Source organism: Angustibacter peucedani (assembly GCF_054779595.1).
The window spans coordinates 39825-60163 of sequence record NZ_BAAGXY010000010.1 but is presented as its reverse complement, the minus strand read 5'-3'; the positions used below and the strand labels follow the sequence as shown (position 1 = coordinate 60163).

General features: G+C 75.1%; 20 protein-coding genes and 2 pseudogenes. 12 read left to right on the top strand and 10 right to left on the bottom strand.

The annotated features are described in order from the left end of the window. Positions 1 to 475 (bottom strand): annotated as a pseudogene (locus tag ACYVJ4_RS03460) (pentapeptide repeat-containing protein); the annotation flags it as partial. Positions 476 to 556: 81 nt separating this feature from the next. Between ACYVJ4_RS03460 and ACYVJ4_RS03455 the strand changes: the two are divergent. The 5 genes and pseudogenes from ACYVJ4_RS03455 to ACYVJ4_RS03435 all read left to right on the top strand — a co-directional run bounded on the left by ACYVJ4_RS03455 (position 557) and on the right by ACYVJ4_RS03435 (position 4864). After that, positions 557 to 1311 (top strand): annotated as a pseudogene (locus ACYVJ4_RS03455) (class I SAM-dependent methyltransferase). Between the two features lie 84 nt (positions 1312 to 1395). Further along, entirely contained in the window at positions 1396 to 1887 is a 492-nt protein-coding gene (locus tag ACYVJ4_RS03450; protein WP_460458714.1) for a MarR family winged helix-turn-helix transcriptional regulator, read from the top strand. Between the two features lie 64 nt (positions 1888 to 1951). Further along, positions 1952 to 3580, top strand: coding sequence for an MFS transporter (locus ACYVJ4_RS03445; RefSeq protein WP_460458713.1), 1629 nt, complete (start codon positions 1952 to 1954; stop codon positions 3578 to 3580). A 35-nt stretch (positions 3581 to 3615) separates the two neighbouring features. Next, positions 3616 to 4071, top strand: a complete 456-nt coding sequence (locus ACYVJ4_RS03440; protein ID WP_460458712.1) for a MarR family winged helix-turn-helix transcriptional regulator — start codon at positions 3616 to 3618, stop codon at positions 4069 to 4071. 34 nt (positions 4072 to 4105) lie between these two features. Further along, complete coding sequence (locus tag ACYVJ4_RS03435; protein ID WP_460458711.1) at positions 4106 to 4864, top strand: class I SAM-dependent methyltransferase; 759 nt, start codon at positions 4106 to 4108, stop codon at positions 4862 to 4864. On the opposite strand, the gene ACYVJ4_RS03430 is transcribed toward ACYVJ4_RS03435, so the two are convergent. Together ACYVJ4_RS03430 and ACYVJ4_RS03425 are read right to left on the bottom strand one after the other, a co-directional pair. Further along, positions 4861 to 5526, bottom strand: a complete 666-nt coding sequence (locus tag ACYVJ4_RS03430) for a carbonic anhydrase (protein WP_460458710.1) — start codon at positions 5524 to 5526, stop codon at positions 4861 to 4863. The genes ACYVJ4_RS03435 and ACYVJ4_RS03430 overlap by 4 nt on opposite strands. Beyond that, the gene (locus tag ACYVJ4_RS03425) at positions 5523 to 6191 is read right to left on the bottom strand and encodes a DUF998 domain-containing protein (RefSeq protein ID WP_460458709.1); all 669 of its coding nucleotides are present in this window, start codon (positions 6189 to 6191) and stop codon (positions 5523 to 5525) included. The genes ACYVJ4_RS03430 and ACYVJ4_RS03425 overlap by 4 nt, the downstream gene beginning before the upstream one ends. Positions 6192 to 6222: 31 nt before the next feature. Between ACYVJ4_RS03425 and ACYVJ4_RS03420 the strand changes: the two genes are divergently transcribed. After that, positions 6223 to 7908 carry a phosphatidylglycerol lysyltransferase domain-containing protein gene (locus tag ACYVJ4_RS03420; protein ID WP_460458708.1) on the top strand — a complete coding sequence of 562 codons (1686 nt, stop codon included), beginning with the start codon at positions 6223 to 6225 and terminating at the stop codon, positions 7906 to 7908. Positions 7909 to 7992: 84 nt separating this feature from the next. On the opposite strand, the gene ACYVJ4_RS03415 is transcribed toward ACYVJ4_RS03420, so the two are convergent. Beyond that, the gene (locus ACYVJ4_RS03415) at positions 7993 to 9711 is read right to left on the bottom strand and encodes a fumarate hydratase (protein WP_460458707.1); all 1719 of its coding nucleotides are present in this window, start codon (positions 9709 to 9711) and stop codon (positions 7993 to 7995) included. Positions 9712 to 9832: 121 nt separating this feature from the next. Between ACYVJ4_RS03415 and ACYVJ4_RS03410 the strand changes: the two genes are divergently transcribed. Then, positions 9833 to 11644, top strand: coding sequence for a histidine kinase N-terminal 7TM domain-containing protein (locus ACYVJ4_RS03410; protein ID WP_460458706.1), 1812 nt, complete (start codon positions 9833 to 9835; stop codon positions 11642 to 11644). 7 nt (positions 11645 to 11651) lie between these two features. Here ACYVJ4_RS03410 and ACYVJ4_RS03405 read toward each other — a convergent pair whose 3' ends face one another. The 3 genes from ACYVJ4_RS03405 to glpX are packed head-to-tail and all read right to left on the bottom strand — an operon-like array spanning position 11652 to position 14204. Beyond that, the gene (locus ACYVJ4_RS03405) at positions 11652 to 12599 is read right to left on the bottom strand and encodes a carbohydrate kinase family protein (protein WP_460458705.1); all 948 of its coding nucleotides are present in this window, start codon (positions 12597 to 12599) and stop codon (positions 11652 to 11654) included. Further along, positions 12575 to 13156, bottom strand: coding sequence for a peroxiredoxin (locus ACYVJ4_RS03400; RefSeq protein ID WP_460458704.1), 582 nt, complete (start codon positions 13154 to 13156; stop codon positions 12575 to 12577). Before ACYVJ4_RS03400 ends, ACYVJ4_RS03405 begins: the two co-directional genes overlap by 25 nt. A gap of 1 nt (position 13157) precedes the next feature. Next, positions 13158 to 14204, bottom strand: coding sequence for a class II fructose-bisphosphatase (gene glpX / locus ACYVJ4_RS03395; RefSeq protein WP_460458703.1), 1047 nt, complete (start codon positions 14202 to 14204; stop codon positions 13158 to 13160). A 101-nt stretch (positions 14205 to 14305) separates the two neighbouring features. Between glpX and ACYVJ4_RS03390 the strand changes: the two genes are divergently transcribed. Further along, a complete protein-coding gene (locus tag ACYVJ4_RS03390; protein ID WP_460458702.1) occupies positions 14306 to 14908 on the top strand; it encodes a DUF4245 domain-containing protein in 603 nt (200 codons plus the stop codon). Between the two features lie 6 nt (positions 14909 to 14914). On the opposite strand, the gene ACYVJ4_RS03385 is transcribed toward ACYVJ4_RS03390, so the two are convergent. Then, entirely contained in the window at positions 14915 to 15214 is a 300-nt protein-coding gene (locus tag ACYVJ4_RS03385) for an exodeoxyribonuclease VII small subunit (protein WP_460458701.1), read from the bottom strand. 14 nt (positions 15215 to 15228) lie between these two features. Between ACYVJ4_RS03385 and ACYVJ4_RS03380 the strand changes: the two genes are divergently transcribed. Further along, positions 15229 to 15705: a GNAT family N-acetyltransferase gene (locus ACYVJ4_RS03380; RefSeq protein ID WP_460458700.1), complete on the top strand. Its 477-nt coding sequence runs from the start codon at positions 15229 to 15231 to the stop codon at positions 15703 to 15705. Here ACYVJ4_RS03380 and xseA read toward each other — a convergent pair. Continuing rightward, positions 15686 to 16933, bottom strand: coding sequence for an exodeoxyribonuclease VII large subunit (gene xseA / locus ACYVJ4_RS03375; RefSeq protein ID WP_460458699.1), 1248 nt, complete (start codon positions 16931 to 16933; stop codon positions 15686 to 15688). The genes ACYVJ4_RS03380 and xseA overlap by 20 nt on opposite strands. A gap of 41 nt (positions 16934 to 16974) precedes the next feature. On the opposite strand from xseA, the gene ACYVJ4_RS03370 reads away from it, so the two are divergent. Both ACYVJ4_RS03370 and ACYVJ4_RS03365 read left to right on the top strand, forming a co-directional pair. Then, positions 16975 to 17970: a 4-hydroxy-3-methylbut-2-enyl diphosphate reductase gene (locus tag ACYVJ4_RS03370; RefSeq protein ID WP_460458698.1), complete on the top strand. Its 996-nt coding sequence runs from the start codon at positions 16975 to 16977 to the stop codon at positions 17968 to 17970. 89 nt (positions 17971 to 18059) lie between these two features. Continuing rightward, positions 18060 to 18455, top strand: coding sequence for a PPOX class F420-dependent oxidoreductase (locus tag ACYVJ4_RS03365; RefSeq protein WP_460458697.1), 396 nt, complete (start codon positions 18060 to 18062; stop codon positions 18453 to 18455). On the opposite strand, the gene ACYVJ4_RS03360 is transcribed toward ACYVJ4_RS03365, so the two are convergent. Next, positions 18448 to 19692: a DNA recombination protein RmuC gene (locus ACYVJ4_RS03360; RefSeq protein WP_460458696.1), complete on the bottom strand. Its 1245-nt coding sequence runs from the start codon at positions 19690 to 19692 to the stop codon at positions 18448 to 18450. The two genes, ACYVJ4_RS03365 and ACYVJ4_RS03360, sit on opposite strands and share 8 nt — an antisense overlap. Positions 19693 to 19718: 26 nt before the next feature. Between ACYVJ4_RS03360 and ACYVJ4_RS03355 the strand changes: the two genes are divergently transcribed. Further along, the gene (locus ACYVJ4_RS03355; RefSeq protein ID WP_460458695.1) at positions 19719 to 20327 is read left to right on the top strand and encodes a class I SAM-dependent methyltransferase; all 609 of its coding nucleotides are present in this window, start codon (positions 19719 to 19721) and stop codon (positions 20325 to 20327) included. Positions 20328 to 20339: the final 12 nt, after the last annotated feature.

Sequence of the window (20339 nt, the reverse complement as noted above, 5' to 3'; positions counted from 1 at the left end):
GCAGCCGGTCGACCCGGTCGCCGCCGGCTGCCAGCACCTCCGCCGGCTCCTGCGTCGCGGCCCGGACGTCGTCGCGCACCCGCCGCAGGTCGGCGTGCAGCGGCGCGGCGGCGCGGAGCGCGAGCGCGTCGGCGAGGTACCAGAGCAGCTCGTGCAGCCCGCGGGCCGTGCCGAACGCGGCGTGCTGCTGCCGCGCAAGCTCCGGCGACTCGCGCCAGGTGCGCCCGCCGAAGGTCACCTGCACGACGTGCTGCCCGGCGCCGAAGCAGTCGAAGACGGTGCAGCCCACGTAGCCCCGGGGCCGCAGCGTGTCGTGCACCGAGCACCGGAAGTCCTCGGCCAGGTGGGGGCACGGCACGCCCGCGGGCTTGTCGACCGGGAAGTCGGCCGACCGCGCGAACGCCGGCGCCACGCAGCACAGCCCGGCGCAGCGCGCGCAGTCCGCGCGCAGCGCCAGCCGGTCGTCGTCCGTCACGCCGCCAGCCAACCACCTGCGGGCGGCGGGCCGAGAAACCGGTCGCGGCCGACGGCGCGCGGCCCGTAGCGTCCGGCGACCATGGAGCCTCTCGACATCCCCCGCCACTTCTCGATCCGCGAGCGCAGCCACCGCGTGCTCAACCCGGTCGACGAGACCAAGCTCGCGACGCTGGGCCGCGCCCTGCCGCTCGAGGGCGGCACCACGGTGCTCGACCTCGCGTGCGGCAAGGGCGAGCTGCTCTGCACCTGGGCGCGCGACCACGGCAAGACCGGCACCGGGGTCGACGCGAGCCCGGACTTCCTGGCTGCGGCGCACGCGCGCGCGGCCGAGCTGGACGTCGAGGGCAGCGTGCGGTTCGTGCACGCCGACGCGTCTGGGTACGTCGCCGACGAGCCGGTCGACCTGGTGAGCTGCCTCGGCGCGACCTGGATCGGCGGGGGCGTGGTCGGCACGCTCGAGTTGATGCGGCGCAGCCTGCGGGCAGGGGGCACGCTGCTGGTGGGCGAGCCGTTCTGGAACGAGGAGCCGCCGAGCCAGGAGGCGGTCGAGGGCAGCCACGTCGCGCGGCGCGAGGACTCGTGCTGCTGCCCGAGCTGGTCGCGACGCTCGGGGCCCAGGGCTACGACCTGGTCGAGATGGTGCTGGCCGACGGCGACAGCTGGGACCGCTACGAAGCGGCGCACTGGATGAACCTGCGCCGGTTCCTCGACGAGCACCCGGACGACGAGCTGGCCGACCAGCTGCGGGCCGAGCTGCGCGACGGGCCGCTGGCGTACGTGACCTACCGCCGCCGGTACCTCGGCTGGGGGGCTTTCGCCCTGCGTCCGCGCTGACTCGCGCGCCCGGGCGGCGGCTTGGTTGACTTTCGCAACTATCTTGATATAGTTGCGTTAGTCAACCAGTGAAGGACGCTCGCCATGACCACCACCGCCTCGCGCGCCGAGCCCGCCGTCGACCGGCTCGAGGTCGACGGCACCTCCTCGGCCGTCGCGTCGTTCGCCGCCGTCGCGGCCGACGTCATGTGCCTGAAGCGCGACCTCGCCCGGCACCTGCCCGCCGGCGTGCACCTCGCCGCCGTCACGGTGCTGTCGGCGCTCGACCGCAGCGGGCCCGAGCGGATGAGCGACGTCGCCGAGCGGTTGCGCGTCGACCTGTCGGCCGTGAGCCGGCACGTGCGGTCGCTCGAGGACCGCGGGCTGCTCGAGCGTCGTCCGGACCCCGCCGACGGCCGCTCGCACCTGCTGGTCGTCACCGCCGAGGGCCGCGAGCGGCTGGCCCGGATCCGGGACGCCGCCGAGCAGCGCCTCGACGCCGCCCTGCGCCGCTGGTCGGACGACGACGTCCGGCAGCTGCGCTCCCTGCTCGACCGGTTGCACACCGACCTGCGGCGAGCCGACCACCACACCTGACCCACCACCGACCTGCCCTGAACCCCTGAGTCCCACCACCCACCGAACGAGAGCTGGATCACCCATGTCCCAGTCCACCGTCCAGGACGTCGAGACCGCGCCGCCCGCCGGCGAGGCCACGTCCATGACCCACCGCGAGGTGCTCGAGGCGCTGTCGGGCCTGCTGCTCGGCATGCTCGTCGCGATCTTGTCGAGCACCGTCGTGTCGACGTCGCTGCCGAAGATCGTGAGCGACCTCGGCGGCACGCAGTCCGCCTACACCTGGGTCGTCACCTCGACCCTGCTGGCCACCACGGTCAGCACGCCGCTGTGGGGCAAGTTCGCTGACCTGTTCAACCGCAAGCTGCTGCTGCAGCTGTCGTTGGTGGTCTTCGTGCTCGGCTCGGCGCTGGCGGGCCTCAGCCAGTCGTCCGGCATGCTGATCGGCTTCCGGGTCGTGCAGGGCCTCGGCGCCGGCGGCCTGACCGCCCTGGCCACCGTCGTGATGGCCGACATCATCAGCCCCCGCGAGCGTGGCCGGTACATGGGCTACCTGGGCGCGGTCATGGCGGTCGGCACCGTCGGCGGCCCGTTGCTCGGCGGCGTCATCACCGACTCCATCGGCTGGCGCTGGAACTTCTACGTCGGCGTCCCGGTCGCCGTCGTCGCGATCGCGGTGCTGCAGAAGACGTTGCACCTGCCGGCGCGCCCGCGGCGGGCCGTCAGCGTCGACTACCTCGGCGCCGCGCTGATCACCGGCGCGGTCTCGCTGCTGCTCATCTGGGTGACGCTCGGCGGCGAGCAGTTCGCCTGGGGCTCCTGGCAGACGGCCGCGATGGTCGGTGGCTCGGGCGTGCTCGCCGCGCTGCTGGTCGTCGTCGAGCGCCGCGCCGCCGAGCCGATCCTGCCGCTGTCGCTGTTCGGCGACCGCACCGTGGTGCTCGCCGTGGTGGCCAGCGTCTCGGTCGGCGTGGCGATGTTCGGCACGACCGTGTTCCTCAGCCAGTACATGCAGCTCGCCCGCGGCAAGACCCCCACCGAGTCGGGCCTGCTGACGCTGCCGATGATCGTCGGCCTGCTGCTCGCCTCGACCGTCGTCGGCCGCATCATCACCCGCACCGGCGTGTGGAAGCGCTGGCTGGTGGTCGGCGGCGTGCTGCTGGTCGTCGGCCTGGCCGCCATGGGCACCGTCCGCTACGACACCGGCTGGCTGCGCCTCGGCGCCTCGATGCTGGTGGTCGGCATGGGCGTCGGCATGGTGATGCAGAACCTCGTGCTCGTCGTCCAGAACGTCCTGCCGGCCCGCGAGATGGGCGTCGGCAGCGCGGCGATCGCGTTCTTCCGCAGCCTCGGCGGCGCCGTCGGCGTCTCGGCCATGGGCGCCCTGCTGGCCCACCGCGTCGCGACCCTGGTGACCGAGGGCCTGACCCGGCTGCACGTCGCGACCGGCGGTGGCGGCGAGCGCACGATCCCCGACCTGTCGACGCTGCCCGCGCCGGTGCGCACGGTGATCGAGGCCGCCTACGGCGAGTCCGTGGGTGACGTGTTCCTCGCCGCGGTGCCGCTCGCCGTGGTCGCGCTGGTCGCCATCGCCTTCCTGCCGAACCGTCCGCTGGGCACGCGCACCGCGACCCAGCAGCTGGCCGACGAGGCCGAGGCGGCGGCCGGGCTGCCCGCGCCGGCCGCCGTCGCGACGGCCGAGCCCCGGCGGTGAACGCCACCGGTGCGGCCGTCGCTACGCTGCGCGGCATGAGCGGCGCGGTAGACCCCGACGACCTGCGCCGGATCGAGACCGAGCTCGGCACGCTGCTGCGCCGCACCCGCGGCTACGTCCAGGAGGCGGCGCAGCACGTGCACCCGGAGCTGGGGTCGGCGGCGTACGCGATGCTCTCGCGCGTCGTCGAGGGCGGCCCGGCGCGGGCCAGCGAGCTGGTCGAGGCGTTCGGCATCGACAAGGCCGCCATCAGCCGGCAGACCGCGCAGCTCGAGGAGCTCGGGCTCGTCGTCCGGGCCCCCGACCCGGTCGACCGCCGGGCGCAGGTCATCTCGGCCACCGCCGAGGGGCGCCGACGGTGCCTCTCGGCCCGCCGCCGCAGCCAGAGCGCGCTGCGCGACGAGCTGGGTCGGTGGGAGCCGGACGACGTGCGAGACCTCGGGCTGCTGCTGGCCAAGCTCAACACGATCTCGTTGGGGCGCAAGGGCTAGCGGCGTCCAGCACCGTCGGTCTACCGTCGCCCTCGTGAGCTTCGAGGTCGCTGCCGGCGCGTACGGGCGGTTCATGGGTCGGTACTCCGAGCCGCTGGCCGACCAGTTCGTGGAGCTGGCCGGGGTGCAAGCCGGCCAACGGGTGCTGGACGTCGGCTGCGGGCCGGGCGCGCTGACCGCTCGCCTCGTCGGGCGGGTCGGGGCGCACCACGTGCAGGCGGTCGACCCGTCGCCGCCGTTCGTGGCGGCGGCCCGCGAGCGCTTCCCGGACGTCGACGTGCGCACCGCCACCGCCGAGGACCTGCCGTTCGACGACGGCTCGTTCGACGTGGTGCTCGCCCAGCTGGTCGTGCACTTCATGGCCGACCCGGTCGCCGGTCTGGCCGAGATGCGCCGCGTCGCGCGCGAGGGTGGCACGGTCGCCGCGTGCGTCTGGGACCACGCCTCCGGCGGCGGACCGCTCGGCACCTTCTGGCGCGCCGTGAACGAGCTCACGCCGGGCGGCCACGACGAGTCGGGACTGGCCGGGGCGCGGGAGGGCCACCTGGCCGAGCTGCTCGCGGCGGCCGGGCTCGCCGACGTCCGGTCCGACGTCCTGGTCGTCGAGGTGCCGTTCGCGTCGTTCGACGAGTGGTGGGGCCCCTACACCGAGGGGGTCGGCCCGGCGGGCGACCACGTGCGGGGGCTCGACGACGCCGGCCGGGAGGCGCTGCGCGCGCGGTGCGAGGAGCTGCTGCCGCCGGCGCCGTTCACCGTGCGCGCTGCGGCCTGGACGGCGCTGGGCCGGGCCTAGGCGCTCCCGGCCTCGCCGGTCTCGCCGACGTCGCCGACGTCGCCGGCCACCTCGACCAGCCGGACGTCGCCCTCCGACAGCGCGTAGCACAGGCCCACCACCGCGGTCGTGCCGCGCGCGACGGCGTCGGCCAGCACCGCCGAGCGGTCGACGAGCAGCCGGACCGTCTGGCGCACGTGCTCGGTCAGCACCGCGTCCGTGGAGTCGTCGCCGGCCCGCTGCGCCGCGAGCACGCTCGGCGTCACCCGCTCGACGATGTCGCGGATGAAGCCGGGCGGCAGCTCGCCGGTGCGCACCGACTCCACGCTCGCGAGCACCGCGCCGCACGAGTCGTGGCCCAGCACCACCACGAGCGGGATGTCGAGCACGCTGACGCCGAACTCGACCGAGCCGAGCACGCTGCTGTCGACCACGTGCCCCGCGGTGCGGACGACGAAGAGCCGGCCGAGCCCCTGGTCGAAGACGATCTCGGCCGACACCCGCGAGTCGCCGCAGCCGAAGACGAGGGCGAACGGGCGCTGGCCGCTCGCCACCTCGGCCCGGCGCGCGACGTCCTGGTCGAGGTTCGTCGACCGGCCCTGCGCGAAGCGCTCGTTGCCGTCGAGCAGCTCGCGGTAGGCCTCGGCGGGGGTCGGGCGGGGGGAGGGCGTCGGCTCGCTCACGCCCGCATCGTCGCAGGTGGCTGACGGCGCCGGTCGACCGACCACCCGACGACGGCGAACCACGCCGACAGCACGACGATCTGCCCGCGCTGGGTCCAGCCCAGCCAGGACGTCGCACCCGTGGCCTGCGCGACCAGGAAGGCCAGCCCGAGCGCGCCGGCCAGCGCGAGCGCCGCCAGGTGCAGCGCGGGCTCGGAGCGCGTGCGCCGCGTGGCGACGGCGAAGCACAGGGCGGCGGCCAGCCCGCACGTCGAGCCCAGGGTGCTGACGACGTCGTGGACGGCGTCCGAGAGCCCGCCGCCGCCCAGCAGGCCGCCGCACGAGGGGTCGGTGGACGCGGTGCAGCCCTCCGGCACCAGCACCGCCAGCACGGTCGTGACGGCGAAGACGCCGAGCAGCACCGTGGCGGCGCGCCAGGCCGGCGACGTCACGGCCGCGCGCCAGGCCAGCACGCACACCACGAGCAGCAGCGCCGCCGAGAGCGTGTCGCCGGTGCGGAACACCCAGTCCCAGGCCCGGCCGGGCGCGGCCAGGTCGCTGACGACCGTGACGGCGACCGGCGTGCGGTGCGGCAGCAGCCACTCGGCCAGGAAGTTGACGTTGAGCACGCCCGCCAGCGCGGCGAGGACGACGGCGGCGCGCCGGGCGCCTGCGGGGGTGCTCACCCGCCCATCGTCGGTCACTACCGTGGTCGCCGTGACGACGGGGCCGGCGGTCGAGCGCACGAGCCTGGTGCGACGCCGGGTGCCGACCCTGGTGGCGTGGGTGGTGCGCGCGGTCTCGCTGCTCTCGCTGGTGTCGCTGTTCACCCGCGAGCGGGCCGGCGAGCACCGGGTGGAGGACGCGCTGCTCGACGGCGCGACCGTGGCCGTCGTCATCGCCCTCGCCGCGGTGATGCTCGTCGTCGCCCGCGGCCTGGCCCGGCGCAAGCGGCGCGCGTGGCGGGTCGTGCTCGGCGTCGTCCTGGTCGCCGGCGTGCTCTACCTGCGGTCGCGCACCTGGGAGGCGGCGGCGCTGAACCTCGCCATGGCCGCGCTGCTGCTGTGGACCCGCGACGAGTTCACCGCGCAGTCCGAGCCCGACTCGCGCTGGCTCGCCGTCCGGGCCGGGCTGCTCACCGGCGGTGTGGCGCTCGGTGCGGGACTCGCGCTCAGCGCCCGCACCGCCCCGGACGCCGACAGCTGGGACGTCGTCCGGCAGACCGTGCGCGGGCTGTTCGGGTTCTTCCCCGACCTGCCCTACCGGCGGGCCGAGCTCGGCGACCTGACGAGCGTCGCGCTGACGGGGCTGGGCGCCGCGACGGTCGGCGTGGTGCTGCTCGTGCTGCTCGCGCCGCGCCGCAAGCCGGCCGAGCTCGCACCCGCCGACGAGGAGCGGCTGCGCGCGCTGCTGGCCCGGCACGGCGCCCGCGACTCGCTCGGCTACTTCGCCCTGCGGCGCGACAAGTCCGTGGTTTTCTCGGCGTCCGGCAAGGCGGCGGTCACCTACCGCGTCGTCGACGGCGTGACGCTGGCCTCGGGCGACCCGGTCGGGGACCCCGAGGCGTGGCCGGGCGCGATCCAGGCCTGGCTCGACGAGGCCGACCGCTACGCCTGGACGCCGGGCGTGCTGGGGGCGAGCCAGGAGGGCGCGACGGCCTACGTGCGCGCGGGCCTCGACGCGCTCGAGATCGGCGACGAGGCGGTGCTCGACCTGGCGTCGTTCTCGTTGCAGGGCAGGGCGATGCGCGGCGTGCGGCAAGCCGTGGCGCGCGTGGAGCGCAGCGGGTACGTGGCCTCGGTGTCGCGGCAGGGCGCGCTGGCCGTGGACGACGTCGCCGAGCTCGCGCACGCGGCTGACGCCATGCGCGGCGGCGAGGTCGAGCGCGGGTTCTCGATGGCGCTCGGCCGGCTGGGCGACCCGGCCGACCCCGACCTCGTGCTGGTGCGCGCCGTGGACGCCGAGGGCCGGCTCGTGGCGCTGCTGTCGTTGGTGCCGTGGGGTTCTGACGGCCTCTCGCTCGACCTGATGCGGCGCTCGCGCGACAGCGAGAACGGCACCACGGAGTTCCTCGTGGCGGCGCTCGCGGCCGAAGCGGCGCGGCTCGGCGTGCGCCGGGTGTCGCTGAACTTCGCGGTGTTCCGCAGCGTGCTCGAGCGAGGCGGGCAGGTGGGCGCCGGACCCGTGCTGCGGCTGTGGCGCTCGCTGCTGCTCAAGGCCTCGCGGTGGTGGCAGATCGAGTCGCTGTACCGCGCCAACGCCAAGTACGGCCCCGAGTGGGTGCCACGGCTCGTCTGCTTCGCCCGCGCTGCCGAGCTGCCCCGCGTGGCGGTCGCGGCCCTTCAGGCGGAGGCGTTCGTCGTCCGGCCCAGCCTGTCGCGCTGGCTCCGCCCCCGCCGCTGACCTCTACCGCTGCCGGCGTTGCGTCCGAAGGATCGGTCGCTGTCGCGACCAGATCTTCGGACGCAACGGGGTGGGCAGGGACCGTCAGGCGCCGGGGCGGGTGCCGATCGTCATGGCCAGCGGCTTGGTGGTGGTGGCGAAGAAGTCGTTGCCCTTGTCGTCGACCACCACGAAGGCGGGGAAGTCCTCGACCTGGATCTTCCAGACCGCCTCCATCCCGAGCTCGGGGTACTCGAGCACCTCGACGTGCTTGATGCAGTCCTGCGCGAGCCGGGCCGCGGGGCCGCCGATCGAGCCGAGGTAGAAGCCGCCGTGCGCGGCGCACGCGTCGGTGACCGCCTTGCTGCGGTTGCCCTTCGCGAGCATCACCAGCGAGCCGCCCGCGGCCTGGAACTGCTCGACGTAGGAGTCCATGCGGCCCGCGGTGGTCGGCCCGAACGAGCCGGACGCGTAGCCCTCGGGCGTCTTGGCCGGTCCGGCGTAGTAGACCGCGTGGTCGCGCAGGTACTGCGGCATGGGCTCGCCGGCGTCCAGGCGCTCCTTGATCTTGGCGTGCGCGATGTCGCGCGCGACGACGAGCGAGCCGGTGAGCGAGAGCCGCGTCGTCACCGGGTGCTTCGTCAGCTCGGCGAGCACCTCGGCCATCGGGCGGTCGAGGTCGACCCGGACGACGTCCTCGCCGGACGTCGACTCGACGCGCGCGCGCTGGGCCAGCTCGGCGTCGGCGAGGTGCTCGTCCGTGGTGTCGGGCAGGAACCGTGCCGGGTCGGTCTCGAGCTGCTCGAGGAAGACGCCGGCCGGGGTGATCTTGCCGAGGGCCTGGCGGTCGGCCGAGCACGACACCGCGATCGCGACGGGGCACGACGCGCCGTGCCGCGGCAGGCGCACCACGCGAACGTCGTGGCAGAAGTACTTGCCGCCGAACTGCGCGCCGATGCCGAACTCGCGGGTGAGCTCGAGCACCTCCTGCTCGAGCTCGAGGTCGCGGAAGCCGTGCGCCGCAAGGGACCCGGACGTCGGGAGTGCGTCGAGGTACTTGGCCGACGCGTACTTCGCCGTCTTCAGGGCGAACTCCGCTGACGTCCCGCCGACCACGATCGCCAGGTGGTACGGAGGGCAGGCCGCCGTGCCGAGCGCGCGCAGCTTCTCGTCGAGGAAGCGCCGCATGCCGGCGGGGTTCAGCACTGCCTTGGTCTCCTGGAACAGGAACGACTTGTTGGCCGAGCCGCCGCCCTTGGCCATGAACAGCAGCTTGTACGACGTCTCGTGCCCGGGCGCGGTGTCGGCGTACAGCTCGACCTGGGCCGGGAGGTTCGACCCGGTGTTCTTCTCGTCCCACATGGTCAGCGGCGCGAGCTGGCTGTACCGCAGGTTGAGGCGCGTGTACGCGTCGAAGACGCCCTGCGAGATCGCCCGCTCGTCCGTGCCGGCGGTGAGCACGTGCTGGCCGCGCTTGCCCATGACGATGGCGGTGCCGGTGTCCTGGCACATCGGCAGGATCCCGCCGGCCGCGATGTTCGCGTTCTTCAGCAGGTCGAGGGCGACGAACTTGTCGTTGTTGCTGGCCTCGGGGTCGTCGAGGATGCGGCGCAGCTGGGCCAGGTGCGCCGGGCGCAGGTAGTGCGCGATGTCGTGCATCGCGGTCTCGGTCAGCAGCCGCAGCGCCTCGGGCTCGACCTCGAGGAACCGCCGCCCGCCGGGACCCTCGACCTCGCGGACGCCCTCGCTCGTGACGAGCCGGTACTCGGTCGTGTCCTCGCCGGTCGGCAGCAGGTCCTCGTAGACGAACTCGGGCGCAGGCATGGGGTCCTCGGGGTCGAGAAGGGGGTGCTGGTCGTGCTCAGGCTACCCAGCGCGTCACCCGTTCACGTCACGCGCACTTGTGGTCGCAACCACTAGCCTGAGCAGCAGAAGGGGGTCCGGGGTGGTGGACCAGGACGTCGTCGGGCAGGGACTCGCGCTGGCACTGGGCGCCGCGCTGTACCTCGCTGTCGCGGCGTACGTCTTCAGCCACCGCCGCGCGGTCGGCGGGCGCGCGCTGACCCTGCTGCTCGTGGCCGCCGGCATCTGGACCATCTGCAACGCGGCCGAGGTCTCGTCGGTGGACCCGCAGACCCAGGAGCACTGGGGAGACCTGAAGTACGTCGGCATCGTCCTGCTGCCGCCCGCGCTGCTGTCGTTCGCGATCGAGTACACCGGACGGCGGCGCCGCATGGGGGCGCGCAACGTGGCCCTGCTCGCGGTCGAGCCGCTGCTGGTGCTCGGCCTGCTGGCGGGCCGGACGACGCACGACTGGGTGCGCAGCGTGCCGGACGACGCCCCGCCCGGCACGTACGCCGTGGCCGACACCGGGCCGGTGTTCTGGGTCCACCTGGTCTACAGCTACCTGATGATCGTCGTCGCCGTCGGCATGCTCGTGGCGGCGCTGATCACGGTGACCAGACGGCGGGCCGGCGCCTGGCTGCTGATCGGCAGCGTGCTGCTGCCGCTGGTGCTCAACGCCGCCTACAACCTGGGGTTCGACCAGCGCATCAGCCTCGACCCCACGCCCCTGGGCTTCAGCGTCGCCGGGCTCGTGCTGGTGTGGGGGTTCTTCCGGTTCCGGCTGTCCGAGCTCGTGCCGGTCGGCCGGCGGCAGGTGGTCGAGCAGATCCCCGACGCCGTCGTGGTCCTCGACGTCCACGGCCGGGTCGTCGACGCCAACCCGGCGGCCGCCGAGCTCACGGGCCAGGCGGGTGCTGCGCTCGTGGGCCGTGAGCTGCTCGACGTGCTCCCGCAGCTGGCCGGTCTGCTCGTCAGCACGCCGCGCGACGACCAGGCGTCCGGCACCTGCCGGCTACGACGTCCGGACGGCAGCACGGCGGACCTCGCCGTCACGATCAGCCCGCTGCCCGGCGACCGCGTGCCCGCGACCGGCCGGCTCGTCGTCCTGCGCGACGTCACGGCGCAGCGCGACGTCGAGCGCCGCCTGCGCGAGCTGGTCAGCGAGCGGACGGCGATCATCGAGACCCTGCAGCGCGGCCTCTACCCGCGGCGCACGCCCGAGATCCCGGGGCTCGCGGTGTCGGCGGTGCTCGACCCGGCCGAGGTCGACACCAGCATCGGCGGCGACTTCGTCGACGTCCGGTCGAGCGGGCCGTCGCGGTGGACCCTCATGGTCGGCGACGTCGTCGGCAAGGGCGCGAGCGCCGCGACGCTCACCGCGCTCGCCCGGCACACGACGGTGGCCCTGACGGCGCTCGGCTGGACGCCGGCTGCGGTGCTGGGCGAGGTGAGCCGCGCCATCGCGGTCGACGAGCGGGCGGCCGGCAGCGAGCTCGACGCGCGCTTCTGCACCATGGCGCTCGCCACCGTCGAGCCGCACGAGGACGGCGCCGAGGTCGTGCTCTCGTTGGGCGGCCACCCGCGCCCGATGCTCGTCACGCGGCTGGGCGAGGTGACCGAGGTCGGGGTGCCGGGCAGCCTGCTCGGCGTGGTCGACCAGCCCGAGCTGCACGACGTCCGGCTGCACCTGCACCGCGGCGAGTGCCTGGTGATGTTCACCGACGGCGTCACCGAGGCGCGCCGCGGCGACGACGTGTTCGGCGAGGAGCGGCTGGCCGAGCTGCTCGGGCGCATGACCGGGGCGCCGCCCGACCAGGTGGTGCACGAGGTCGTCCAGGCGGTGCGGCTGTTCTCGGCCGGCGAGGCGCGCGACGACGTCGCGGTGCTCGCCCTGTCCGTCCCGCCGCAGTGAACCCGGACTAGAGCTCGGAGCGCCGCGGCGGGTCGGATCCCGCTCTGCCGCAGGTGATCGACGACGTCCGGACGGCGCGGGCCAGCGCGGCGCGGACGTCGGTTTCGCCCGCCGCGTGCAGCGCCGCGCGCCGTCCGCGGCCGAGCAGCCCGGCGTCTGCCAGCGCCGACAGCAGGCCGGACATGAACGAGTCACCGGCCCCCACGGTGTCGACGACCTGCACGGGCTGCGGCTCGACCATGACGGCCGTCGACGGGGCGGAGGCCCGCCACGCGACGGCACCCTCGCCGCCGCGCGTGACGACGACCAGCGCCGGACCGAGCCCGGCCCACAGCCGCCCGACCTCCTCGAGCGGGCGGCCGGGGTAGAGCCACTCGACGTCCTCGTCGCTCGCCTTCAGGACGTCGGCCGAGGCCGCGAGCCGCTCGACGCCGGGCCGCTCGTCGTCGGCCGTGCGCATGATGCGCGGGCGCAGGTTGGGGTCGTAGGACGTCGTCGCGCCGAGCGCCCGGGCGGCGGTCAGCGCGACGTGCACGGCGGCCGACCCGGGCACGAGCGTCGCCGCGATCGAGCCGGTGTGGACGTGGTGCGCGGCCGAGACGTCGACCGGCGGCAGGTCCCACACCAGGTCGAACTCGTAGGTGGCCGAGCCCCGCGCGTCGAGCGTCGCCGTGGCGGTGGAGGTGCGGGCCGTCGAGGCCGAGCCGGGCGCGAGCTCGACGCCGTCGGCGGCCAGCCGCGACCGCACGAGGCCGCCGTCGTCGTCCGCGCCGAGCCGGGTCGCGAACCGCACGTGGTGGCCCAGCCGCGACAGGCCGATCGCCACGTTGGCCGGGCTGCCCCCGACGTGCCGCTCGACCGGGCGGTCGGGCTCGGCCGCCCGTCGGACGACATCGACGAGGGCCTCGCCGACCACGAGCAGCGGCGTGGTCACCGCGGGTTCGACGTCAGCCATCGCAGCACCTCGTCGGCGTGGGTGTCGGGCGGGAAGACGGGGTAGAAGACGTGGGTGACGACGCCGTCGTCCAGCACCAGGGTGAACCGCTTCAGCAGCACCTGCCCGGCCGCCTCGAACGTCGGCAGCCGCAGCGCGTGCGTCAGGGCGAGGTCGTCGTCCGAGAGCAGGGCGTACGGCAGGTGCAGGCGCTCGACCGCCTCGCGCTGGTAGCCGGTGTCCTGCGTCGACAGGCCGAGCACGCGGTCGGCGCCCGCGGCGACCAGGTCGCGGTGGTGGTCGCGGAACGAGCAGGCCTCGGGCGTGCAGCCGCGGGCGCCGGGGATGTCGTCCCAGTCGGGCACGAGCGGTGCCTGGTCGGGCTGGCCGGTGCGGGGGTAGGCGTAGACGACGGTGCGGCCGGGCAGGGCCGACAGGTCGACCGCGCCGCCGTCGGTCGAGGCCAGCGCCACCGCCGGGAGCGCGGTGCCGGCGAGGTGGTCGGCGGCACCGTCGTCCTGCGGCCGGGCCAGGTCCGGCGGGAGCTGCGTGGGGTCGTACCCCGGCTGGCCGGTCACGTCAGCGCCCGTGCTCGAAGTCCACGCTGGAGTAGGCCTTGAGCTTGCTGAGCCGGTGGTGGCTCTCGATCACCCGGATCGTGCCGCTCTTGGAGCGCATGACCAGCGAGTGCGTGGTGGCGCCGCCGGCCCGGTAGCGCACGCCCTTGAGCAGCTCGCCGTCGGTGATGCCGGTGGCGACGAAGAAGACGTTGTCGCCGCTCACCAGGTCGCCGGTGTGCAGGACGCGGTCGAGGTCGTGGCCGGCGTCCAGCGCGCGCTGGCGCTCGGCGTCGTCCTTGGGCCAGAGGCGACCCTGGATCGTGCCGCCGAGGCACGTGATGGCGCAGGCGCTGATGATGCCCTCGGGCGTGCCGCCGATGCCGAGCAGCAGGTCGACGCCGGTGTCGGGGCGGGCGGCCATGATCGCGCCGGCCACGTCGCCGTCCGAGATGAGCCGGATGCGGGCGCCGGTGGCGCGCACCTCCTCGATCAGCCCCGCGTGGCGGGGGCGGTCGAGGATGACCACGGTGACGTCCTCGGGCGTCTCGTCCTTCGCGGCGGCGACGCGGCGCACGTTCTCGGCCGCCGACTCGCGGATGTCGACGACGTCCGCCGCCTCGGGGCCGGTGACGAGCTTGTCCATGTAGAACACCGCGCTGGGGTCGTACATCGCGCCCCGCTCGGCCACCGCGAGCACCGCGATCGCGCTGGGCTGGCCGTTGGCGGTCAGGCTCGTGCCGTCGATCGGGTCGACCGCGACGTCGCAGGCGGGGCCGGTGCCGTCGCCGACCTGCTCGCCGTTGAAGAGCATCGGGGCGTCGTCCTTCTCGCCCTCGCCGATCACCACGACGCCGTTCATCGAGACGGTGCCGATCAGCTTGCGCATGGCGTTGACCGCCGCGCCGTCGGCGCCGTTCTTGTCGCCGCGTCCGACCCACCGCCCGCCGGCCATGGCCGCGGCCTCGGTGACGCGCACCAGCTCGAGGGCCAGGTTGCGGTCGGGCTCCTCGGCCGCCACCCGAAGGCTCTGCGGGAGCTCCTGAGCGGCCGTGCGGTCGTCGGGCATGGTTCTCCTCGCGTCGTCGGGCGGGGGCGCGAGGCGATGCTACCGGTGCGCCGCGACCGCCCCGGATGCCGTCTGCCGCAGCGATCGGGGACCATGGGGGCGTGAGCAGCACCGACCGGACGACGGACGACGTCGTCGCGCAGGAGCGCGCGGCCTCGCGCGAGCTGGCCGACGAGCGCCGGCTGCGGCGCGCCCGCGCGCCCTGGACCTCGATGGTGCTCTCGCTGGCCGTCGTCCTCGGCCTGGTGCTGGTGCTCGTGCTGCTGGTGCCCCGCGTCAACGGCGTCACGCAGCCGCCGGTCGACGTCACGCTCGGCGCTCGCGCGGCGGCCGCCCAGGTCGACTTCACGCCGTCGGTGCCCGGTGCGCTGCCGGACGGCTGGCGCGCCACCAGCGTGCGGACGACGCGCTCGACCGCCGAGGTCATGACCTGGCACGCCGGCTACCAGACCGCCGCCGGCGACTACGCGGCGTTCGAGCAGGGCCAGGACGCCCCCAACGCCTGGGTCGCCCAGCAGACCAACCACGGCACGCCCGACGGGACCCAGAGCGTGGGCGGCGAGGACTGGCGGCGCTACACGGGCGGCCGCAACGTGCAGAACAGCCTCGTGCACACCCGCGGGCGCGTCACCACGATCGTCACCGGCACGGCGCCGTTCGACCAGCTCGCGGTGCTCGCCCAGGCGTTGCAGCCGGCCGGCTGACCCGCGCTACTCCTCGTCGAGCTCGTCGTCCTCGTCGTCCTCGTCGTCCTCGGCGTCCTCGGCGTCGTCGTCCCCGGCACCCTCGACATCTGCCGCCCGGGCCGCGTCGAGCCGGGCCCGCGCGCCGTCCAGCCAGGTCTGGCAGCGGGCGGCGAGCGCCTCGCCGCGCTCCCACAGCGCGAGGGAGTCCTCCAGGCTGGCGCCGCCGGCCTCGAGCCGTCGCACCACCTCGACGAGCTCGTCGCGGGCCTGCTCGTAGGTCAGCGCGTCGACGTCCTGCGGCTTGCTGCTGGGCACGGACCGCACCCTAGCCTGGCTCGGTGACCGCACCCCTCGCCCGCCAGGCCACGCCCGACGACGTCGACGAGCTGGTGCGGTTGCGCGCGGTGATGTTCGAGGGCTTCGAGCTGCCGGACGCCGGGCCGCCGCGCGAGGGCTGGCAGGCCCGCGCCCGCACGGCGTTCCTCGACGGCATGGCCGCCGGCCGGCTGGTCGCGTTCGTCGCCGAGGCGCCGGACGGCGCGGGGCTGGCGTCGTGCGCCGTCGGGTTCGTCGACGGCCGGCTGCCCGGCCCCTTCCGCGACGGCAGCAGCGGGCACGTGAGCTCGGTGGCCACGGACCCGCGCTGGCGGCGGCAGGGCCTGGCCCGCGCTGTGGTCGCGGCCCTGGTGGCGTGGTTCGACCAGGAAGGGGTCGAGCGCGTGCAGCTCAGCGCGTCGTCCGAGGGCGAGGGGCTCTACCGCCGACTGGGGTTCGCCGAGGGCCACAACCCGGTGCTCATCCGGCGTCGGCGGTGAGCTCGCCGCGGGCGACGCGCACCCGCAACCGCTCACCGGTGGCGACGTCGGCCGGGTCGCGGACGACGGCGCCGTCGGCCCGCTGCACCACGGCGTAGCCGCGCTCGAGCGTGGCCAGCGGTGACAGCGCCCGCACCTGGGCGCCGAGGTGGCGCACCGCGTCGTCGGCCCGGTCGACCTGCGAGCCCAGCGCCCGCCGCGCGCGGTGCACGGCCGAGCGGACGTCGTCCTCGCGCTGGTCGACGAGCGTGTGCGGGGTGGCCAGCACCGGGCGCTCGCGCTGGCCGGCGAGCGCGGCCAGCTCGCGGTCGACGCGGTGGCCGGCCGCGCGCCGGAGCCGGTCGAGCGCCGAGCGCAGCCCGGCGACCTGCTCGCCGATGTCGGGCACGACGAGCTTGGCGGCGTCGGTGGGCGTCGAGGCCCGGACGTCGGCGACCAGGTCGAGCAGCGGGGTGTCGACCTCGTGGCCGATGGCGCTGACCACCGGCGTGCGGGCGTTCGCCACGGCGCGCACCAGCGTCTCGTTGCTGAAGGGGAGCAGGTCCTCGAGCGAGCCGCCGCCGCGGGTGACGACGATGACGTCGACGGTGGGGTCGGCGTCCAGCTCCTGCACGGCCTCGGTGACCTGGGTGACGGCGCTCGGGCCCTGCACCGCGACCTCGCGCACCTCGAACGCCACGGCCGGCCAGCGGCGTCGGGCGTTCTCGACGACGTCGCGCTCGGCGGCGCTCGCCCGGCCGCAGACCAGCCCGACGCGGCGCGGCAGGAACGGCAACGGCTTCTTGCGCTCGGCCGAGAGCAGGCCCTCGGCGGCGAGCAGCCGCTTGAGGTGCTCGATGCGGGCGAGCAGCTCGCCGACGCCGACCGGCCGGATCTCGTCGGCGGACAGGCTGAGCGTGCCGCGCGGCGCGTAGAAGGTGGGCTTGGCGTGCACGACGACGCGCGCGCCGTGGGCGAGCTCGGCGTCCAGCGCGTTCAGCACGCGGCGGTGCGCGGTGACCTGCAGCGAGAAGTCGACGTCGGCGTCGCGCAGGGTGAGGAACGCCACCGTCGTGCCCGGCCGCTGGCTGAGCTGCACGACCTGGCCCTCGACCCAGACCGGCGGCATCTTGTCGACGTACTCGGCCATCTTCGTGCTCAGCAGGCGCACCGGCCAGGGGTGCTCGGGCGTCGTCTGCAGCGCGCGGGCGGGCACCACGCGGCGGGGGGCGGGGCCGGCGTCCGTCACGCGGCGCAGCCTACGCGCGGGCACCGACCTACCATGGAGGGGTGACTGACACCTCCCGACGCGTCCTGCTCGCGGCGCCGCGCGGCTACTGCGCCGGCGTCGACCGTGCCGTCATCGCCGTCGAGAAGGCGCTCGACCTCTACGGCTCGCCGGTCTACGTGCGCAAGCAGATCGTGCACAACAAGCACGTGGTGACGACGCTGGAGAAGCGCGGCGCGATCTTCGTCGACGAGACCGACGAGGTGCCCGAGGGCGCCACCGTCGTCTTCTCGGCGCACGGGGTGGCACCGACGGTGCACGAGGAGGCGGCGCGGCTCCAGCTGCGCACGATCGACGCAACGTGCCCGCTGGTGACCAAGGTGCACCACGAGGCGAAGCGGTTCGCGAGCGACGACTTCGACATCCTGCTGATCGGCCACGAGGGGCACGAGGAGGTCGTCGGCACCGCGGGCGAGGCGCCGGCCAACATCCAGCTCGTCGACGGCCCGGACGACGTCCCCAACATCCACGTGCGCGACCCCGAGCGGGTGGTGTGGCTGTCGCAGACCACGCTCTCGGTCGACGAGACCATGGAGACGGTGCGGCGGCTGCGCGAGCGGTTCCCCGCGCTGCAGGACCCGCCGAGCGACGACATCTGCTACGCGACGCAGAACCGCCAGGTCGCGGTGAAGCAGATCGCGCCGCAGGTCGACCTGATGATCGTCGTCGGCTCGACCAACTCCTCGAACTCGGTGCGGCTGGTCGAGGTCGCGGTCGAGCACGGTGCGAAGGCCGGTCACCTGGTCGACTACGCCGACGAGATCGACGAGTCGTGGCTGGACGGCGTCACCACCGTGGGGCTCACCAGCGGCGCCAGCGTGCCGGAGGTGCTGGTGCGCGACGTCCTGGCCTGGCTCGCCGAGCGCGGGTACGGCGAGGTCGACGAGGTCGTCTCGGCACAGGAGAGCCTGCTCTTCTCGCTGCCCCGCGAGCTGCGGCGCGACCTCAAGGCGGCCGAGGCGGCCCAGGCCGCGCGCGGCGCCGACGCCCTCACCTGATCCGCCCCGGAGCTGCCCCTGCGGCGTCCGACGTGGCTGGAGCGCGTCACCGGACGGCGGTCGCGGCCGCGCGCACCTAGCGTCGCGGCATGAGCGACCTGATGACGATGGGCGGCGAGCGCTTCGTGTCGCTGACGACGTTCCGGAGCAGCGGCGAGCCGGTGTCGACGCCGGTCTGGATCGGCCGTGACGGCGACGGGCTCGTCGTGCTGACGCCGGCCGGCAGCGGCAAGGTGAAGCGGGTGCGGCACGACGCGCGGGTCGAGCTGCGCCCCTGCAACCGGTTCGGACGCGTGCCGGACGACGCCCCCGCCGCGAGCGCGACCGCCTCGGTGCACGAGGAGCCGCCGGCGGTCGACCGGGCTCGCGCGGCCATCGCCCGGGCCTACCCGGTGGAGTCGCGGCTGGTGCTGGGGCTCGAGCGGCTGGTGCAGCGGCTGCGCGGCCGTGCTCCGGCCCGCCGGGTCGCGCTGCGGATCAGCTGACGTCGCGGTCGCCGGCTGCGCCGGTGCTGCCGGCGGGCTCGCGGCCCACCAGGTCCGCGTCGTCGAGCAGGTCGTCGCCCCGGCGCGACGCGGCCAGGTCGGCGTCGTCCAGCAGCTCGACCGCGGTCAGCGTGCGCGGCGTGCTCTCGAGCACCTCGGGCGCGGGCAGCAGGTCGTCGGTGAGGTCGAGGTCGTTCATCTTGCGAGCGGTCACCAGCACGCGACGCTCGAGCGTGCCGACCAGCGCGTTGTAGTCCTCGACCGCCCGGTGCAGCGTGCGGCCGAGCTTGGCCGAGTGCTCGCCCAGCGTGGCCAGCCGGCCGTAGAGCTCGCGGCCGACCTCGAACAGCGCGCGGGCGTTGCCCGACAACGCGTCCTGCTGCCAGGTGAAGGCGACGGTGCGCAGCAGCGCCAGCAGCGTGCCGGGGGAGGCCAGCACCACGCGCTTGGCCATCGCGGCCTCGTGGAGCCCGGGATCGGCGTCGAGCGCCGCGGCCAGGATCGCGTCGCCCGGCACGAAGCAGACGACCATCTCGGGCGTGGGGGAGAAGGCCTGCCAGTAGGCCCGCGCGGCGAGGACGTCGACGTGCCCGCGCAGCGCCTTGGCGTGCGCCGCGAGCAGCCGGGCCCGCTCGTCGTCGTCCGCCGCGCCGGCGTCGAGGAACGCGGTGAGCGGCGCCTTGGCGTCGACCACCAGCTGCTTGCCCCCGGGGAGCCGCACGACGAGGTCGGGCCGCACCGTGCCGCCCGACGGGCCCGGCGCGCTGGCCTGCTCGACGAAGTCGACGCGCTGCAGCATCCCGGCGTGCTCGACGACGCGGCGCAGCTGGGTCTCGCCCCAGGTGCCGCGGGTGTTCGACGAGCGCAGCGCTCCTGACAGCTCGGCCGTCTGGCGCCGCAACGCCTCGCCCGACGCGGTCACCGCGCCGAGCTGCTGGTCGAGGCGGGCGTACTGCTCGACCCGGTCGCGCTCGAGCACCTGCACCTGCCGCTCGACGCGGCCCAGGCTGTCGCGCAGCGGGGCCAGCACCGCCACGAGCTCGCGGTCGGCCCCCGCCTCGGCCTCGAGGTCGACCACGCGCTCGCGCAGCACGTCGCGCTCGGCGACGACGCCCGCGGTGCGGGCAGCAGCCCAGGCTCGGGTGCCGAGCACCGCGAGTGCGCCGCCGACCACCAGGCCGGCGACCAGCGCCGCGAACGTCGAGATCTCCATGCCGACGACGGTGCCAGGGCCCACCGACAGCCGGCCGTAGGGTGCTCGGCATGTCGCACCCGCAGACCCGGTGGATGGCCGAGACCGGCGGCCGGCGCGGCCCCGCGTACGCCCGCCGCTTCCGCGAGCTCGCCGCCGCGGGGGAGGACCTGCACGGCGAGGCCCGCTACCTCGACGCGCTGCTCGCCGCCCCCGGCCGGGTGCTCGACGCCGGCACCGGCACCGGCCGGGTGGCGCTCGAGCTCGCCCGGCGCGGCCACCACGTCGTCGGCCTGGACGTCGACCCCTCCATGGTCGAGGAGGCGCGCCGCGACGCGGCCCAGGCCGGGCTCGACGTCCGGCTCGAGGTCGGCGACCTGCTGGACGTGGCCGAGCTCGTCGGGGACGCCGGACCGTTCGACCTGGTCGCCCTGCCCGGCAACGTCATGGTCTACCTCGCCCCCGGCACCGAGGCCGACGTCGTCGCGGCGCTCGCGGACCAGCTCGCACCGGGCGGTCACCTCGTCGCCGGCTTCGCGACCGACCGGCACGTCACGCCCGACGACCACGACGGCTGGTGCGCGGCCGCGGGACTGGCTCCCGTCGTCCGGCACGGCACGTGGGACGGCGACCCGTGGACGCCGGACGGCGGGTACGTCGTGGCCGTGCACCGCCGGTAGACTCCCGTCCTC

Excerpts from the sequence above, each read along its gene's own strand:
- glpX (WP_460458703.1), bottom strand. The coding sequence starts at position 14,204 with ATGCCCGACGACCGCACGGCCGCTCAGGAGCTCCCGCAGAGCCTTCGG.
- ACYVJ4_RS03415 (WP_460458707.1), bottom strand. The coding sequence starts at position 9,711 with ATGCCTGCGCCCGAGTTCGTCTACGAGGACCTGCTGCCGACCGGCGAG.
- ACYVJ4_RS03365 (WP_460458697.1), top strand. The coding sequence starts at position 18,060 with ATGAGCGACCTGATGACGATGGGCGGCGAGCGCTTCGTGTCGCTGACG.
- ACYVJ4_RS03445 (WP_460458713.1), top strand. The coding sequence starts at position 1,952 with ATGTCCCAGTCCACCGTCCAGGACGTCGAGACCGCGCCGCCCGCCGGC.
- ACYVJ4_RS03440 (WP_460458712.1), top strand. The coding sequence starts at position 3,616 with ATGAGCGGCGCGGTAGACCCCGACGACCTGCGCCGGATCGAGACCGAG.
- ACYVJ4_RS03355 (WP_460458695.1), top strand. The coding sequence starts at position 19,719 with ATGTCGCACCCGCAGACCCGGTGGATGGCCGAGACCGGCGGCCGGCGC.
- ACYVJ4_RS03450 (WP_460458714.1), top strand. The coding sequence starts at position 1,396 with ATGACCACCACCGCCTCGCGCGCCGAGCCCGCCGTCGACCGGCTCGAG.
- ACYVJ4_RS03405 (WP_460458705.1), bottom strand. The coding sequence starts at position 12,599 with ATGGCTGACGTCGAACCCGCGGTGACCACGCCGCTGCTCGTGGTCGGC.